Source organism: Micromonospora sp. NBC_00860, assembly GCF_045207375.1.
GTDB lineage: Bacteria > Actinomycetota > Actinomycetes > Mycobacteriales > Micromonosporaceae > Micromonospora > Micromonospora vinacea.
In genome coordinates this window covers 7,025,907-7,041,063 of the sequence record NZ_CP108825.1, presented here as the reverse complement: position 1 = coordinate 7,041,063, position 15,157 = coordinate 7,025,907, and the positions used below count along the sequence as shown (strand labels likewise).

20 protein-coding genes are annotated in these 15,157 nt (G+C 69.7%); 14 read left to right on the top strand and 6 right to left on the bottom strand.

Going from position 1 to position 15,157, the window contains the following annotated elements:
* The first annotated feature begins 67 nt into the window (after positions 1-67).
* The 4 genes from OH804_RS32655 to OH804_RS32640 all read left to right on the top strand — a co-directional run bounded on the left by OH804_RS32655 (position 68) and on the right by OH804_RS32640 (position 5,518).
* Entirely contained in the window at positions 68-1,465 is a 1,398-nt protein-coding gene (locus OH804_RS32655) for a TldD/PmbA family protein (RefSeq protein ID WP_406061473.1), read from the top strand.
* A gap of 244 nt (positions 1,466-1,709) precedes the next feature.
* Positions 1,710-2,516: a hypothetical protein gene (locus OH804_RS32650; protein ID WP_112583731.1), complete on the top strand. Its 807-nt coding sequence runs from the start codon at positions 1,710-1,712 to the stop codon at positions 2,514-2,516.
* 12 nt (positions 2,517-2,528) lie between these two features.
* A complete protein-coding gene (locus OH804_RS32645; protein ID WP_091406236.1) occupies positions 2,529-4,457 on the top strand; it encodes a fumarate reductase/succinate dehydrogenase flavoprotein subunit in 1,929 nt (642 codons plus the stop codon).
* Complete coding sequence (locus tag OH804_RS32640; RefSeq protein WP_196919680.1) at positions 4,454-5,518, top strand: succinate dehydrogenase/fumarate reductase iron-sulfur subunit; 1,065 nt, start codon at positions 4,454-4,456, stop codon at positions 5,516-5,518. Before OH804_RS32645 ends, OH804_RS32640 begins: the two co-directional genes overlap by 4 nt.
* A 176-nt stretch (positions 5,519-5,694) precedes the next feature.
* Here the strand turns inward: OH804_RS32640 and OH804_RS32635 are convergent, their stop codons facing one another.
* The gene (locus OH804_RS32635) at positions 5,695-6,138 is read right to left on the bottom strand and encodes a (deoxy)nucleoside triphosphate pyrophosphohydrolase (protein ID WP_406061470.1); all 444 of its coding nucleotides are present in this window, start codon (positions 6,136-6,138) and stop codon (positions 5,695-5,697) included.
* Between the two features lie 183 nt (positions 6,139-6,321).
* Between OH804_RS32635 and OH804_RS32630 the strand changes: the two genes are divergently transcribed.
* Entirely contained in the window at positions 6,322-6,630 is a 309-nt protein-coding gene (locus tag OH804_RS32630) for a 4a-hydroxytetrahydrobiopterin dehydratase (RefSeq protein ID WP_112675736.1), read from the top strand.
* On the opposite strand, the gene OH804_RS32625 is transcribed toward OH804_RS32630, so the two are convergent.
* A complete protein-coding gene (locus tag OH804_RS32625; protein WP_196919682.1) occupies positions 6,617-7,039 on the bottom strand; it encodes a VOC family protein in 423 nt (140 codons plus the stop codon). The genes OH804_RS32630 and OH804_RS32625 overlap by 14 nt on opposite strands.
* The gene (locus tag OH804_RS32620; RefSeq protein WP_406061467.1) at positions 7,036-7,389 is read right to left on the bottom strand and encodes a DUF1801 domain-containing protein; all 354 of its coding nucleotides are present in this window, start codon (positions 7,387-7,389) and stop codon (positions 7,036-7,038) included. The genes OH804_RS32625 and OH804_RS32620 overlap by 4 nt, the downstream gene beginning before the upstream one ends.
* Positions 7,390-7,503: 114 nt before the next feature.
* Between OH804_RS32620 and OH804_RS32615 the strand changes: the two genes are divergently transcribed.
* The 7 genes from OH804_RS32615 to OH804_RS32585 all read left to right on the top strand — a co-directional run bounded on the left by OH804_RS32615 (position 7,504) and on the right by OH804_RS32585 (position 12,550).
* Positions 7,504-8,388 (top strand): LysR family transcriptional regulator, encoded by an 885-nt coding sequence (locus tag OH804_RS32615; RefSeq protein WP_406061465.1) that lies wholly within the window; start codon positions 7,504-7,506, stop codon positions 8,386-8,388.
* On the top strand, positions 8,385-9,140 hold the full coding sequence (locus tag OH804_RS32610) for a class I SAM-dependent methyltransferase (protein ID WP_406061463.1): 756 nt from the start codon (positions 8,385-8,387) through the stop codon (positions 9,138-9,140). Before OH804_RS32615 ends, OH804_RS32610 begins: the two co-directional genes overlap by 4 nt.
* A 10-nt stretch (positions 9,141-9,150) precedes the next feature.
* A complete protein-coding gene (locus OH804_RS32605) occupies positions 9,151-9,513 on the top strand; it encodes a PH domain-containing protein (RefSeq protein WP_030337500.1) in 363 nt (120 codons plus the stop codon).
* 219 nt (positions 9,514-9,732) lie between these two features.
* Positions 9,733-10,467 carry a class I SAM-dependent methyltransferase gene (locus tag OH804_RS32600; protein ID WP_406061460.1) on the top strand — a complete coding sequence of 245 codons (735 nt, stop codon included), beginning with the start codon at positions 9,733-9,735 and terminating at the stop codon, positions 10,465-10,467.
* 99 nt (positions 10,468-10,566) lie between these two features.
* The gene (locus OH804_RS32595) at positions 10,567-10,767 is read left to right on the top strand and encodes a hypothetical protein (protein ID WP_406061458.1); all 201 of its coding nucleotides are present in this window, start codon (positions 10,567-10,569) and stop codon (positions 10,765-10,767) included.
* Between the two features lie 150 nt (positions 10,768-10,917).
* Complete coding sequence (locus tag OH804_RS32590) at positions 10,918-11,190, top strand: hypothetical protein (protein ID WP_406061456.1); 273 nt, start codon at positions 10,918-10,920, stop codon at positions 11,188-11,190.
* 82 nt (positions 11,191-11,272) lie between these two features.
* The gene (locus tag OH804_RS32585; RefSeq protein WP_196919689.1) at positions 11,273-12,550 is read left to right on the top strand and encodes an MFS transporter; all 1,278 of its coding nucleotides are present in this window, start codon (positions 11,273-11,275) and stop codon (positions 12,548-12,550) included.
* On the opposite strand, the gene OH804_RS32580 is transcribed toward OH804_RS32585, so the two are convergent.
* The 3 genes from OH804_RS32580 to OH804_RS32570 are packed head-to-tail and all read right to left on the bottom strand — an operon-like array spanning position 12,534 to position 13,785.
* Entirely contained in the window at positions 12,534-12,977 is a 444-nt protein-coding gene (locus tag OH804_RS32580; protein ID WP_091406258.1) for an SRPBCC domain-containing protein, read from the bottom strand. The two genes, OH804_RS32585 and OH804_RS32580, sit on opposite strands and share 17 nt — an antisense overlap.
* 2 nt (positions 12,978-12,979) lie before the next feature.
* Positions 12,980-13,330, bottom strand: a complete 351-nt coding sequence (locus OH804_RS32575; RefSeq protein WP_406061454.1) for an ArsR/SmtB family transcription factor — start codon at positions 13,328-13,330, stop codon at positions 12,980-12,982.
* Positions 13,327-13,785, bottom strand: a complete 459-nt coding sequence (locus OH804_RS32570) for an SRPBCC domain-containing protein (RefSeq protein ID WP_196919692.1) — start codon at positions 13,783-13,785, stop codon at positions 13,327-13,329. Before OH804_RS32570 ends, OH804_RS32575 begins: the two co-directional genes overlap by 4 nt.
* Positions 13,786-13,899: 114 nt before the next feature.
* Here OH804_RS32570 and OH804_RS32565 point away from each other — a divergent pair, with 114 nt between their 5' ends.
* Together OH804_RS32565 and OH804_RS32560 are read left to right on the top strand one after the other, a co-directional pair.
* Entirely contained in the window at positions 13,900-14,274 is a 375-nt protein-coding gene (locus OH804_RS32565) for a VOC family protein (protein WP_196919693.1), read from the top strand.
* Positions 14,275-14,333: 59 nt separating this feature from the next.
* Positions 14,334-15,140: a hypothetical protein gene (locus tag OH804_RS32560; protein ID WP_406061451.1), complete on the top strand. Its 807-nt coding sequence runs from the start codon at positions 14,334-14,336 to the stop codon at positions 15,138-15,140.
* The last annotated feature ends 17 nt before the right edge of the window (positions 15,141-15,157 follow it).

Here is a 15,157-nt window from a genome sequence, read left to right as displayed (position 1 = left end):
TCGGCGTGAGCGCGAGGAGTGAGCCGGGTTTGCGAGCCCCGCAGTCGCGAACGAAAGGTGGCTCAGCGTGACGGAGTTGGATCTGGCCGGGCAGGTTGTGGAGCTGGTTCGGCGTCTTGGCGGGCCGGCCGCGCAGGCCGAGGCGGTGGTGACGCGGGCGGACCTGGCGCTGACCCGGTTCGCCAACTCGGGCATCCACCAGAACGTCTCCGAGTCGACGGTCGGGGTCCGGCTGCGGGTGCACGTCGACGGTCGGACGGCTGCCGGCGGCGGCAGCGTGGTCACCGCTGACGGGTTGTCCGCCCTGGTGGAGCGCACCCTGACCGCGGCGCGGCTCTGCCCACCCGACCCGGGCTGGCCGGGGCTGGCCCCACCGATGCCCACGCCGGACGCGCCGCCCGTCGACGAGGCCACGGCGCACGCCGAGCCGGATCAGCGGGCCGACCGGGTGGGGGCGTTCGTGGCCGCCGCCGGGGGCCTCAGCACCGCCGGTTACTGCCGCACCGCGCACCGTTCGTCGGCGTTCGCCAACTCGGCCGGGCACTCGGCGTACGGCCGCTCGGTGGAGGCGGCGATGGACGGCATCGCGCGCCGCGATGGCGCGGACGGGGTGGCCCGACGCAGCGCCGACCGGTTGGCCGACCTGGACGGCGCCGAGTTGGGGGCGCAGGCGGCCGCGAAGGCGCAGGCGGCGGCCGACCCGGTCGAGCTGCCGCCGGGGCACTACGAGGTGGTGTTCGAGCCGGCGGCCGTGGCGGACCTCCTCCAGAACCTGTCCTTCTACGGCTTCAACGGCAAGCGGTACGCCGAGCGGCAGTCGTTCGCCGAGCCGGGCGCCGCCCAGTTCGACAGGGCGGTGACCCTCGTGGACGACCCGCTGGGCGGGTCCGGGTTGCCGTTCGACGCGGAGGGCACCGGCCGACGGGCGTTGACGCTGGTCGAGGCGGGAACCACCCGGACGGTGGCACACGATCGCCGGACGGGTGTCGAGGCGGGCGTGGAGTCCACCGGTCACGCGGTGGCGGGGGGTGCCACCTGGGGCCCGATGCCGCGAAACCTGCGGCTGACCGGCGCGGCGGCGGGTCCGGCCAGCGCGGTGGGCCGGAGCACCACCGGCGCGGCGGCCGGAGCTGTCGTCGACGCGGACACCGCCGCGTTGGTCGCCGGCGTACGCCGGGGGCTGCTGGTCACCGACCTCTGGTACACGCGGGTGCTCGACCCGAAGAGCCTCGTGGTCACCGGGTTGACCCGCAACGGCGTCTGGCTGATCGAGGACGGCACTGTGGTCCGGGCGGTCCGTGACCTGCGGTTCACCGAGTCGTACCCGCGGGCGCTCGGGCCGGGGGCGGTGCTCGGGCTGGGGGCGCGGGCGGTCCGCCAACCGGAGCGGGTGGACGGTGCCTGGTGGGCGGCGCCCTCGCTGCGGCTGGCGTCCTGGCACTTCACCGGAGGCGCGTCCGGCTGATGTTGTCGCCGAGCGCGCCAAACCGGCGTGTCGGGGGCTTTTCCGCAGGCCAGACACACGGGACACTCCCTTGCGCGGACGGCTCGCAGAGATCGGCGTAACGTGTGTCACTTAGCTGCGTCGGTCGATCCGGCGTGGTCGTTGGTGTGCGCATGACGTGGCAGCGGGTGCGGGTTCGCCGGTCCGCGTGCCGACCGGAGAGAGACCAGCCCGCCCGTACGGGCCCGTCGAGGAGACGACTCGAATGACTTCAACGGCAACGAGGCCGAGGGGGGCGCGGGCGCGCGCCGCCATCGCGGCGAAGACGTTGCGTACCGACCGATGGTGGTTCGCCCCGCTGATCACCGTGATCGGGCTCAGCGCCTGGGTCGCGTACGCGACGGTCCGGGTCTTCATGCACAAGTGGTACTGGGTGGACCAGTTCCACTACCTGACCCCGTTCTACTCCCCGTGCGTGACCGACAGGTGTGTCGAGGAAGCCTCGCACTTCGGCCGGTTCCTGCCCGGCTGGTGGATCATCCCGGACGCCGCGCTGACCCTGCCGTTCCTGCTGCTGTTCCGGCTCACCTGCTACTACTACCGCAAGGCCTACTACCGGTCGTTCTGGCTGTCGCCGCCGGCCTGCGCGGTCCCGGACGGGCACAAGGAGTACGGCGGTGAGACCCGCTTCCCGCTGCTCGGGCAGAACCTGCACCGCTACTTCTTCTACGCCGCCGCGATCATCTCGCTGATCAACACCTGGGACGCGATCCTCGCCTTCCACTCGCCGAAGGGTTTCGGCTTCGGGCTGGGCAACATCATCCTGCTGCTCAACGTGGTGATGCTCTGGGCGTACACGATCTCCTGCCACTCCTGCCGGCACATCATCGGCGGCCGGCTCAAGCACTTCTCCAAGCACCCGGTGCGGTACAAGGCCTGGACTTTCGTCTCGGCGTTGAACGTCCGGCACATGCAGCTCGCCTGGATCACCCTCGGCACCCTGGCGCTGGCCGATTTCTACATCATGGCGCTCGCGGCCGGCTGGTTCTCCGACCTGCGGTTCATCAACTAAAGGGCCCCTGACATGACCACAACCACTCGCATCGAACGACACCACTACGACGTCGTCGTCATCGGGGCCGGCGGCGCCGGTCTGCGCGCGGCGATCGAGGCCCGGTTGGCCGGCAAGAAGACCGCGATCATCTCCAAGTCGCTGTTCGGCAAGGCGCACACGGTGATGGCCGAGGGCGGCGCGGCCGCCGCGATGGGCAATGTGAACAGCCGGGACAACTGGCAGGTGCACTTCCGCGACACCATGCGCGGCGGCAAGTTCCTGAACAACTTCCGGATGGCTGAGCTGCACGCGAAGGAGTCGCCGCAGCGGATCTGGGAGTTGGAGACGTACGGTGCGCTCTTCGACCGCACCAAGGACGGCAAGATCTCGCAGCGTAACTTCGGTGGCCACGAGTACCCGCGGCTGGCGCACGTGGGCGACCGGACCGGCCTGGAGCTGATCCGCACCCTCCAGCAGAAGATCGTCTCGCTCCAGCAGGAGGACCAGCGGGAGTTCGGCTCGTACGACGCCCGGATCAGGGTGTTCTCCGAGACGACGATCACCGAACTGCTGCTCGACGGTGACCGGGTGGCCGGCGCGTTCGGCTACTACCGCGAGTCGGGCGAGTTCATCCTCTTCGAGGCGCCGGCGGTCGTGCTGGCCACTGGTGGCGTCGGGCGCTCCTACAAGGTCACCTCGAACTCCTGGGAGTACACCGGGGACGGGCACGCGCTGGCGCTGCGCGCCGGGGCGACGCTGATCAACATGGAGTTCCTCCAGTTCCACCCGACCGGCATGGTCTGGCCGCCTTCGGTGAAGGGCATCCTGGTCACCGAGTCGGTGCGTGGTGACGGCGGCGTTCTGAAGAACTCCGACGGCAAGCGGTTCATGTTCGACTACGTCCCCGACGTCTTCCGCAAGCAGTACGCGGAGACCGAGGAGGAGGCGGACCGCTGGTACACCGACCCGGACAACAACCGGCGTCCACCGGAGCTGCTGCCCCGCGACGAGGTGGCCCGCGCGATCAACAGCGAGGTCAAGGCCGGTCGGGGTTCCCCCGCCGGTGGTGTCTTCCTGGACATCGCGAGCCGACGGTCGGCCGACGAGATCCGCCGCCGACTGCCGTCGATGTACCACCAGTTCAAGGAGCTGGCCGACGTCGACATCACGGCCGAGCCGATGGAGGTCGGGCCGACCTGTCACTACGTGATGGGCGGCGTCGAGGTGGACCCGGATTCGGGTGCCGCCTTCGGCCACGTACGCGGGCTGTTCGCCGCCGGTGAGGTCTCCGGCGGCATGCACGGCTCCAACCGACTGGGTGGTAACTCCCTGTCCGACCTGCTGGTCTTCGGCAAGCGGGCGGGCGGGCACGCGGCCAGCTACGCCGACGGGTTGACCGCCCGGCCGAAGGTGGCAGTGCATGAGGTCGAGGCGGCCGTGGAGACCGCCCTCGCGCCGCTGCAACGGGACACGGGCGAGAACCCGTACACCCTTCAGCAGGACCTCCAAGCGGTCATGGGTGACCTGGTGGGCATCATCCGCAGGGAGGGTGAGCTGGCCGACGCGCTGGTCCGGCTCGCCGAGCTGCGTGAGCGGGTGGCCAAGGTGAGCGCGGCCGGCGGCCGACGCTACAACCCGGGCTGGCACCTGGCCCTGGACCTCCGCAACATGCTGGTGGTCTCGGAGTGCACAGCGAAGGCGGCGCTGGAGCGGCAGGAGTCGCGCGGCGGCCACACCCGGGAGGACTACCCGGCGATGGAGCCGAAGTGGCGGCAGGTCAACCTGGTCTGCGCGCTGGACGGTGACACAGTGCAGCTGACCCGCAAGCCGCTGCCGAAGATGCGGCCGGAGCTGATCGGCCTCTTCGACCGGGCCGAGCTGGCCAAGTACCTCACCGACGAGGAGCTCGCCGACTTCGACGCCCTCGTTGCCGACGCTGGAGAGGCGGACAACCGATGAGCGGGAAGCGTCAGTTCCGGATCTGGCGGGGCGACGAGAGCGGCGGTGACCTCCAGGACTACATGGTGGAGGTGAACGAGGGCGAGGTCGTCCTCGACGTCATCCACCGTCTGCAGGCCACCGACGCGCCCGACCTGGCCTGCCGGTGGAACTGCAAGGCCGGCAAGTGCGGCTCCTGCTCCATGGAGATCAACGGCAAGCCGCGGCTGGGTTGCATGACGCGGATGTCGACCTTTGGCGACGACGAGACCGTCACTGTCACCCCGCTGCGCACCTTCCCGGTCATCCGGGACCTGGTCACCGACGTCTCGTTCAACTACGAGAAGGCACGGGAGACCCCGGCGTTCGCCCCTCCGGCGGACGTGGCCCCGGGTGACTACCGGATGCAGCAGGTCGACGTGGAGCGCTCGCAGGAGTTCCGCAAGTGCATCGAGTGCTTCCTGTGCCAGACGGTCTGCCACGTGATCCGCGATCACGAGGAGAACAAGCAGGCGTTCTCCGGCCCGCGGTACTTCATCCGGGCGGCCGAGCTGGACATGCACCCGTTGGACGCCCGGACCGACCGCAAGGAGTACGCGCAGGCCGAACAGGGCCTCGGCTTCTGCAACATCACCAAGTGCTGCACCGAGGTCTGCCCCGAGCACATCAAGATCACTGACAACGGGATCATCCCCATGAAGGAACGGGTCGTCGACCGCAGGTACGATCCCCTTGTGTGGCTTGGTAGCAAGATCTTCCGTCGGGGCGAGACGCCCCAGACCAGCGTGACCACCGCCCGTCAGGGCTCGGCGACGCCGGGCTCCGCCCGGGGTGGGGTGCACTCGCACGCGGGTGGCTCCCACGATTCGCGGGCTGAGGCGCAGGCGCAGAGCGGCGTCAACTGGCACCGGGAGGTGCCCCACCCGACCGCTCCGGCGGTCGACGACCGGGGCAAGCTGCCGCTGACCGAGCTCACCTTCGACCGGGCCGCCGCGCCGTCGCCGTTCGGCGACGACGTGACCTTCCCGCTGCCTCCGGAGCACCTCAACTTCGCGCACCCGGAGCAGGACAACAAGCACTAATCACCTGAACAACAACGGGGGCCGCGGCGATAGCCACGGCCCCCGTCCCACTTCCCGCGCCCTCAGGCGCGCCCCCACCCCACCCCCGCCACCCCCATCACCCCGGTGATCAAGAGGTTTCGGTCATCAGAAGGCGTGATCATGACCGAAACCTCTTGATCACCCGGAGATAGGGGTTAGGCGGTTGGGGTCAGGAGGGGGCGGAGGGCGGCCACGATGGGGGCGTCGGCGGGGAGCCAGGTGACCGAGTCCAGTTCGTCGGCCGCCAGCCAGCGGAGCGCCTCGTGCTCCAGCGCCTGGGGCTGGTCGCCGCCGATCAGGCGGGCCGCGTACACCTTGAGCACCGAGCGGCCGTGCGCCATCCGTACGTTGCGGCCGACCCGGGCGCCGATCTCGACGCGTACGGCCAACTCCTCGGCGCACTCCCGGATCAACGCGTCGGTCTCGGCCTCCCCAGGCTCGACCTTTCCGCCCGGAAACTCCCACATGCCCGCTACCTCGGGTGGGGCGGAACGCGCACAGGCGAGCACCCGCCCATCCCGGATGATCGCCGCTCCGACGATCACCTTCAGGTCCCGTCGTTCGGCCTGCCCGCCATCACTCGCCCGTTCGGTCCGCACGGGCGTCCAGGGTGCCAGATCAATCGGCGGTTTGGGTACCGTAGCCGTCCGCTAGGCCAACAAGACACGGAAGTGTGGGCGTGGACACCCCCTCCGAGCAGCGAGAGACTAGGGGACACCGACAAGACACGGGATGGCGACGATTTGGCCACAAGCCGGCAACGGCGCTTGGGGGGTGCGGTGATGCGCGTGCTGTTCAACAGCAGGGCCAAGCACGACTACCTTTCCGACGCGTTGACCTTGCTATCTGGTTGGACACGCGAGGGCGAGCAGATCCGACGGACGCTCGTGATCGACGATACCCAACACGCCGCACTAACTGAACGGGTCAAGGTCGTCGCGGATGCGCTGCATCTGCGACCCGAGATCAGCCGTCGGGCCGACAGCACCCAGATCCGGGTCGGACACGGCAGCGGCGAGCCCCTGACCGAGGGCGAGGTTCTGTTGGCCGCCCGCATCGAGGACGCGTACCGGGCGGTCACCGAGTCCTGACCACCGTCTCCGCGTCCGACCCGGCGTCCTGCGGGTACCAGCGCAGCTCCACCGAGTTGCCGTCCGGGTCCCGTACGTAGATAGAGGTTGCCGAACCGCGGGCGCCGAACCGGCTGACCGGCCCGGTCAGCACCGTGAAGACCCCCGACTCGATCACCTGCGCCCAGTCCAGTGGTGCCACCACCAGGCAGAAGTGGTCCACGTTCGCGCCGTGCGGCTCACCTCGGACGAGGTCGATGATGCTGTCGGGGCTGATCCGCACCGACGGGAACGGGACCGTGCCGGCGCGCCACTCGTCGACACGTACCGGTGCCAGGCCGAGCCGGCCGCAGTAGAAGTCCAGGGACCGTTCCACGTCGGCGACGGTCAGCACCAGGTGGTCGAAACCGGTTACCCGCACCCCGTTCACGCCTCCTCCAGGTGGGCCGCCGCGCGCAGCCAGTCGTCGAACAGGGCTGGGTCGATGTCGGCGACGTCGCGCAACTTCACGGACGCCATCGCCCGCGCACCGGGGATCAGCCGCCCCGACGGGTCGGTGATCTCCTGCCCCCGCCACAGCCCGAAGGTGACGTACGACCCGTACGCCTTGACCAGGCAGACCGGACGCTGGCCGGGCCGGTCGCCCAGGCCCCAGACCGGGTGCCCGTGCCACATCGCCCCGGTCGTGCCGGGCAGCGCCGCCGCGATGATCGGGGTCAACTTCTCGCCGATCTCGCGCAGCGGGTCGGCCAGGCCGGTCAGGTAGTCGTCAATGCTCACGTCGGCGCCTTTCGCTCGGTGTTCCCTGCCCCGTTCACAATCCCCGGACGAGGGACGCCGACCAAGACCCGATGCCGCTACGATCGTTGCCCACAGGTCAACGATGGGAACGGTGTGCTGGAGCGGTACGAGGTCGAGACGTTCCTGACGCTCGCGGACGAACTGCACTTCGGCCGGACCGCCGAGCGGCTGACAGTCAGCACCGGCCGGGTCAGCCACATCGTGAAGAAGCTGGAACGCCGGATCGGCGCACCGCTGTTCGCCCGCACCAGTCGGGTCGTCCGGCTCACCCCGATCGGCCGGCAGCTCGCCGACGAGCTGGCTCCGCTGGTGGCCGGAATGGACGAGGCCGTCCGCCGCGCGACCGACGGCGCCCGGGGCGTGACCGGGACGCTACGGGTGGCCTTCCTCGGCGAGTGGACCGCACCGGTGCTGCTGCGGGCGGTGGCCCTGTTCGGTGAACGGCACCCGGACTGTCGGGTGGAGGTGCACGAGGCACAGTTGTCCACCACCCGATCGGGGCTGCTCGACGGCTCGACGGACGTGTTGATCGCCTCTTACCCGTTCGACGGGATGGCCACCGGCCCGGCGCTGCTCTCCGAGGATCGGGTGCTCGCGGTGGCCGCGGGCCACCCGCTCACCCGGGAGCGGTCGGTGTCGTTGGAGGTGCTCGCCGACCACCCGGTGGTGCAGTACCCGACAGTGACCTCTGTGGAGTTCAAGCGGGACCGCACCCCGGAGCGCACCCCGTCCGGCCGTCCGGTGCCGAGGGGACCCGCCGGGAACACCTTCTCCGAGATGCTGTCAGTGGTCGCGCTGGGCCGGGGTGTCCTGCCGGTGGGCGAGCACACGCGCCGCTACTACCCGCGCCCCGACGTGGCGTACGTGCCCATCCACGACGCACCACCGATCCAACGCGGGCCGGTCTGGCTGCCCAGCAACACCACCACCCGGGTACGCGAGTTCGTCCGCGCCGCGACTGACGCGAACCCCCGATGAGACACGCCGAGTTCCGCCACCACCGGCTGGTCCAGGTGTACGACGCGGAGTGTCGGTGGGGGCCGGACGACGACTTCTTCCAGGCGGTGGCCGACGAGACCCCGGCCGCCCGGGTGCTCGACCTCGGCTGCGGCACCGGCCGGTTGACCGTCGCCCTCGCCACCGCCGGCCACACCGTCACCGGAGTGGACCCGGCCGGGGCGTCAGTGGCCGCCGCCCGTGCCAAGCCGGGCGGCGAGCGGGTGACCTGGCTCGAGGGCACCTCGGCCCTGCTGCCGGAGCGGGCGTTCGACGTGGCGATGCTGACCAGCCACGTCGCGCAGTTCTTCGTGGACGATGCGGATTGGGCGCGTACCCTCGCCGACCTGGCCCGGGCGCTCGTGCCCGGCGGCCGGCTGGTGTTCGACGCCCGCGACCCGGCGGACCGTCGCTGGGAGCTGTGGAACCCGGTGGATTCGCACCGGCTGGTCACGCTGCCCGACGGCGGCGAGGTCCGCGCGTGGACCGAGGTCACCGGGGTACGCGACGGAGTGGTCGACTTCACCCACCACTACCACTTCGGCGACGGGGAAGAGATCCTCAGCTCGGCGACCCTGCGCTTCCGCACCGAGGCCGAGTTGCGCACCTCTCTGACCAGGGCGGGCTTCATCGTGGACCGCGTCCACGGGGGCTGGCACGGCGAGCCGGTCGGCCACGGTGACGGCGAGTTCGTGGTCCTCGCCCGGTTGGGCCCGGTGGCACCGGTTTTCTAGCCTGAATCACATGGCGAACATCGCGTACGACCGCAAGGAGCAGGTCCAGCAGATCGAGAGTGGCCTCCTCGAAGGCGAGCAGATCATCGCCGTCTACGACGCCGTCGGCACCGGTACCGGGTTCATCGGGCTGACCGACCGCCGCGTGATCATTCAGGACCGCTCGTTCGTCGGCAAGCGGTTCGCGATCACCAGCATCCCGTACTCGAAGATCACCAGCGTGAGCGTGGTCAGCAACAAGTCGTGGGGTGGTTCGTTCTTCTCCACCGGCGCCATCGCCATCCACGTCGGCACGCACACCTACGAGGTGGAGTTCCGTGGTGCGCAGAAGAGCCACCACGTACACAACGTGATCCTGCACCACATCTCCTGACCGCACGTCCCGTCGTGGGCCCGGCTGGCGTAATTGCCTTGCCGGGCCCGCGGCATCTCTGGTGTCCTCGGTCGACAGCCGCGGAAGGGAGCAGCCACCATGCCCAACACGACGAGGTCCCCCGAACCCACAGTCATCCGACCCGAGGAATCGAGACTTCGTGAGCACTACCGCTCCCCTGGCGCTGGGCGCCACTGATCCCAACCCCGGAGGCCGCTGATGTCGGTCTTCGACGATCCCGGCCTCTTCGGCCGGCTCTGGGCCGCCGGATACGACGACGGCGGCACCAACCCCGACCCGGCCCCCGCCGTGGACTTCCTGGCCGACCTGGCCGACGGCGGCCCGGTTCTCGAACTGGCGATCGGCACCGGCCGGGTCGCGTTACCGCTGGCCGAACGCGGCCTCGCCGTTCACGGCGTCGAGGCGTCCGAAGAAATGCTCGCGCAACTACGGGCGAAACCCGGCGGCGACCAGATCCCGGTGGTCGTCGCCGACATGGCGGACGTACCGGTGGCCGGTGAGTTCCGGCTCGCGTACCTGGTCTTCAACACCCTGTTCAACCTGGTGGACGCCGAGCGGCAGGCGGATTGCTTCCGCAACGTCGCCCGGGTGCTGTCGCCGGGCGGCGCGTTCGTCATCGAGACGTTCGTGCCCGACCCGCGCAGCTTCGACTCGGACGAGCAGGTGCAGGTGCGTGCCGTGACCGAGGACTCCGCGACGATCCGACTGCACCGGTACGACCGGCCGGCGCAGCGGTTCATCCGGCAGACCATCACGTTCGACGCGGACGGTGTGCACCTGAAGCCGTTCGCGATGCGGTACGCCTGGCCGCACCAGATCGACGAGATGGCGCAGCAGGCGGGGCTCCGGCTCACCGAGCGGTACGCCGACTGGCACCGGCGCCCGTTCCAGGCCGACAGCCCGTCGCACATCTCCGTCTACCGGGCGGAGTAGCGGTTTGGTCGACTCGGGTTCCGGAGAAGTCGGTATGTCATCGTCCCGACGTCAAGGAACCCGAGTCGATCTCCCGCCGTCCGGAAGTGAGATGCCGCCATGAGCAGACGAGCCGTCCATGTAGTCCTGGCCCTGTCGGTCGTGCTGATGGTCACCGGCATCATCCTCAGGGTGGCCGGGGACGGCGATGCCGACACGGCCGGCAAGGTGGCGGTGGCGCTCGCCTCGGTGGGTTCGATAGTGGCGAGCATCGGCTCGTCCTTCGACGCTGCCTACCGAAACGACGGCCCGAAACGGTGATCCGGCCAGCTCGCTGTCCGATCAGACGGACACGGGAGGCTTGATCGACTCCGGTCCCCGGGGGCATGGGCGTGGATGTGTCACCGTGGGCATGACGACCTGTCACCGAGGGGCCGGGTCGATCTCCGTCAGCGGAAGTGGGTGCCCGTGATGACCAAACGCGTCGAACGGGCTCTCCTGGCGCTGGCGCTCGGTCTGCTCGTTGCCGGCTGGATCCTTCAGGGGAACGAGCACGGCAGCGCCCATACGATCGGCCGGGTGCTGGTGCCCCTCGGCTGGATCTGTGCGATTGTCGCCGCTTTCGGCCGGGACCGTCGCGCCAAGCGCGAGAACAACCGACTACGCGCGGTGCTGCTCGGCGGCCAGACCGCAGACGAGCGCCCGGACTGTCCTCCCAGTGAAGACGACCACCCGAGCCGGTGATTCGAGCCTTTCACCCCTTGGCTGATTCTGCTGGTAGCAGTAGGTGTTGATTCGCAGGTTCCGCGCCGGGTGAGCTGACAGCATGCCGGACGCTCCCCGATTCCCGCGCTCCTCGCCGTACTGGCCGGTGGTCAGTCACCCTCAGCTCCGGCGCGTCCTGCCCGGGCTGGCCGTCTCCGCGCTGGGCGACGGCATGGCGGTGGTCGCGGTGACCTGGTTCGCCATCCAACTCGCCCCGCACGATCAGCGGGGCATCTGGATCGCGTTGGCCATGGCGGCGTACACGCTGCCCAGCGCGGCCGGGACTGTCGTCTTCGGCCGGCTGCTAGGTGGGCGTAGTGGCGCCCAACTCGCCGGGTGGGACGCCATCCTGCGGGCCAGCGCGCTCGCGGCGATCCCCCTCGCGTATCTCACCGGTGTGCTCACCATCTGGCTGTACGTCTTCCTGCTCGCCGCCTCGGCGTTACTGCACTCGTGGGGTTCCGCCGGGCGTTTCACACTGATCGCCGAGTTGCTGCCGCAGCGACACCACCTGCCGGCCAACGCCGTGCTCGCCAGCATCGCCGGGTTCGCCACCATCGTCGGTCCACCACTGGCGGGCCTCCTGATCGCCTGGGTTGGGCCGGTATGGGTCATCGCCATCGACGCCGCCACCTTCGCCGCGCTGGCCCTCACGTACCGTCTCGCCCTTCCTACCCGCGAGAGCGACCACCGGCATGAGGGCGGCGCCTCGCGGACCGCAGGCTTCGCCGTCATCCGCCGCAACCCGGCGCTGCTGGGCCTGCTGGTGCTGAGCCTCTGGTTCTTCTTCCTCTTCGGGCCGGTGTACGTAGCCATGCCGATCCACATCACCGACGACCTGCACGCCTCCGCGACGCTGCTCGGCGCCTACTACACCGCGTTCGGCGTCGGCGGTCTGGTCGGCGGTGTGGTCGCCGGTCATCTACGTCGCTGGCCCCTGCGCGCCACCACCATCAGCATCGTCGTCGGGTTCGGCGTCGCCATGCTGCCACTCGGCCTGGGAGCACCTGTCAGCCTGTCGCTGCCCGCCTTCGCCCTGGCAGGCCTGATCTGGGCACCGTACATGTCCACGTCGATGGCGCTGTTCCAGCGCAGCACGTCCATCGCGCAGCTACCGGCGGTGCTCGCCGCGAACGGCGCCATCCTCGTGCTGGCGGTGCCGCTGGGCACCATGCTCGGCGGGCCACTGGTGGGTGCCATCGGTGCACGCCCGACGCTGCTGCTGTGCGCCATGGCGATCGTGGCCCTCGGCCTGATCGCCGGGGCAATCGCGATCTCGAGGCGGAGCTCGCGATTGCCCGGCGATGCAGCCGTCACCGAGGTCAGTGCCAGTCGCTGATCCGGACGTCGTCCGGGGCCGGTCGGCCGTGGCCGGTCTCCACCTGCTCCTTGAGGCTCATCAGGAACAGCGCCCACTTGGTGCTGCAGTGGTGCATGAACTCGACCGGCTCGCGCCAGCCCTGGTGCGCGAACTGGACGATCGTGTACTCGCCGCGCTGGTCGAGACGCCAGTCGACCTCGGTGCCGACCCACTCCTCGGGGCCGTCGACGACGCGCCACCGCACCCGCCCGGCGGGGTTCAGCTCCAGGACCTCCATGTCGAAGCCGCCGGCATCGCCGAACCGGAAGGCCAGCTGTCCACCGACTTCGCTCTTGCCCACCGTGTCGGTGGTCCACCAGGCGGCGAGGCCCTCCGGCGTTGCCACCGCTCGATAGACGTCGTCGAGCGGAGCGACGACGCCGACCCGGTGCAGGATGTCGACCATTCTCAGTCTCCTTCGTCGTTGGTGCGGGTGCGTTCGATCGCCTCGGCGATCCGCTTGATCCGGCGCAGTCGGGCGTCCCAGGTGGAGCCGACCGCCGACAACTGGGCGACAGCGCGCGCGAGTTGCGCCTCGTCCACCTGGTAGTGGCGCTCGCGGCCGGCCGGCTCGGCGTGGATCAGCCCGACCCGGTCCAGGACCGCCAGGTGCTTCGAGACGGCCTGGCGGGTGACGGGTAGCCGCCTGCTCAGCGAGGTGGCAGTGCCTGGCCCGTCAGAGAGAAGAAGGTCGATCATCGTACGCCGAATCGGGTCGCCGATCGCCGACCACAACTCGTCGTCGACCACAGCGGTCACGGGGTCGCGACCAGCCGGGCAACGTACGCGCCCAGCCGGGGCATGTAGTGGTCCCAGCCGTTCTCATGGTCGCGGTACTGCTCTTCCAGGACCGCAACCTCCCAACCCAGTTCGCGGAAGCCGGTCTCGGTCATCCGGATCAGCGTTCCCGCGCCGCTGGGCACCAGGTCGAAGGTGACGAACAGCGCCTGCCCGCTCCGGTCCGGCTCGGTGAAACACCACCGGAAGGAAAACCGCTTCGGCGGGTCGACTTCGACGACGGCGAGCGCGACGGTCTTCGTCTCGCCGGTGTCGGCGTCGCGCCACACCAGCTCGCCGGGCGCGCCGGCGACCGACTCGAACCGCGCGTCGTCGGGCCACCACTCCCGCATGTGCTCGGGTTGGCTGACCACCTCGAAGACGACCTCGGGGGACGCGTTGACGTGGATGTCGCGTTCGATCGTTCCCTGTTCCATGCGCACAACCTTTCGCAACCTTTGGTTGCACTCAACCTACGACAGCCGCCACCCATCGCGCAACCTTTCGTTGCATGTCGCGGTTCCGTCGTACCCCTGGTGCACGATCGGCCCATGTCTGAGCCATCGCCGCACCGACACCACGCCATCGACTACATCGAGCTCACGGTGACCGACATCGCCGTGGCCAAGCGCTTCTACGCCGACGCGTTCGGTTGGCAGTTCACCGACTACGGGCCGGAGTACGCCGGCATCCGCAGCCCACACGGCGACCCCGCGCCCGAGGTGGGCGGTCTCCGTCTGGACGGGGAAGTTCGGGCGGGCGGCCCACTCGTGCTGCTCTACTCCACCGACCTGGACCGGTCCGTACAGGCCGTCAAGGAGGCCGGCGGCCAGGTGGTGAACGGGCCGTACGAGTTTCCCGGTGGACGGCGGTTCCACTTCACCGACCCCAGTGGCAACGAGCTGGGCGCCTGGGCCGAGCAGTAGGACTCCAAGGTCGCCCGGGCGGGGCTGAGCGTCCTCGTCAGTTCCGGCAGAGTGTCGCCATGGCCGGAGCAGGACTGGACGTCGAGGGCTGGATCGCGCGCGAGGGTGCACTGAGCCGGGTCCCGGCCGCGTTCACCGATGTTGTGGACGCGGCCCGCGCTCGGATAGCCGAGTCGTTCGACTGTGGTCGGCTGCACAGCGCCTACATCTACGGCAGCATCCCGCGCGGCACCGCCATCCTCGGCGTCTCCGACCTCGACCTGCTTCTCGCCCTGCGCACCGAACCAACCGAGGCCGACCGGGCGGCCGCCACCAGGATCGAGCAGGACCTCGATGAGTCGTTTCCGCAGATCGACGGCGTGGGCATCCTGCTGTTCAGTGCACGTACGCTGCTCAGCGAGCTTGAGCGGCACGACCTCGGCTTCTTCGTCGCCTGCCTGTGCACTCCCCTGCTGGGCGACGACCTCGCCGACCAACTCCCCCGCTACCGGCCCACTCCCCTGCTCGCCCGCGAGACGAACGGCGACCTGTCCCTTGCGCTTGCGGGATGGCGCCGCCAGGCAGCCGAAGCTAATACCGACCAGCAACGGAAGGCCCTCAGCCGGCTCGTCGCTCGTCGCATCGTCAGGACCGGCTTCACACTGGTCATGCCTCGGTGGGGAGGCTGGACAAGCGACCTCACTCAGTCCGCTGAGGCGTTCGGGCTCCACTATCCGGAACGTGCCCGGCAGATGCGGAGAGCCGCCGTCATCGGCCGCACGCCCTCGCCGGACCCGGGTGTGCTCGACGAACTCATCGACGACCTCGGGCCCTGGCTCGCCGCAGAGTACGTGACCGTCCACGGCGAGAAGGCCATCCGTCCCTGAACTGTCCCGCCCCGATG

Coding starts and splice junctions, on each gene's coding strand:
- OH804_RS32640 (WP_196919680.1), top strand. CDS start 4,454: ATGAGCGGGAAGCGTCAGTTCCGGATCTGGCGGGGCGACGAGAGCGGC.
- OH804_RS32590 (WP_406061456.1), top strand. CDS start 10,918: ATGACCAAACGCGTCGAACGGGCTCTCCTGGCGCTGGCGCTCGGTCTG.
- OH804_RS32560 (WP_406061451.1), top strand. CDS start 14,334: ATGGCCGGAGCAGGACTGGACGTCGAGGGCTGGATCGCGCGCGAGGGT.
- OH804_RS32600 (WP_406061460.1), top strand. CDS start 9,733: ATGTCGGTCTTCGACGATCCCGGCCTCTTCGGCCGGCTCTGGGCCGCC.
- OH804_RS32610 (WP_406061463.1), top strand. CDS start 8,385: ATGAGACACGCCGAGTTCCGCCACCACCGGCTGGTCCAGGTGTACGAC.
- OH804_RS32605 (WP_030337500.1), top strand. CDS start 9,151: ATGGCGAACATCGCGTACGACCGCAAGGAGCAGGTCCAGCAGATCGAG.
- OH804_RS32645 (WP_091406236.1), top strand. CDS start 2,529: ATGACCACAACCACTCGCATCGAACGACACCACTACGACGTCGTCGTC.
- OH804_RS32565 (WP_196919693.1), top strand. CDS start 13,900: ATGTCTGAGCCATCGCCGCACCGACACCACGCCATCGACTACATCGAG.
- OH804_RS32570 (WP_196919692.1), bottom strand. CDS start 13,785: ATGGAACAGGGAACGATCGAACGCGACATCCACGTCAACGCGTCCCCC.
- OH804_RS32630 (WP_112675736.1), top strand. CDS start 6,322: ATGCGCGTGCTGTTCAACAGCAGGGCCAAGCACGACTACCTTTCCGAC.
- OH804_RS32595 (WP_406061458.1), top strand. CDS start 10,567: ATGAGCAGACGAGCCGTCCATGTAGTCCTGGCCCTGTCGGTCGTGCTG.
- OH804_RS32650 (WP_112583731.1), top strand. CDS start 1,710: ATGACTTCAACGGCAACGAGGCCGAGGGGGGCGCGGGCGCGCGCCGCC.
- OH804_RS32585 (WP_196919689.1), top strand. CDS start 11,273: ATGCCGGACGCTCCCCGATTCCCGCGCTCCTCGCCGTACTGGCCGGTG.
- OH804_RS32580 (WP_091406258.1), bottom strand. CDS start 12,977: ATGGTCGACATCCTGCACCGGGTCGGCGTCGTCGCTCCGCTCGACGAC.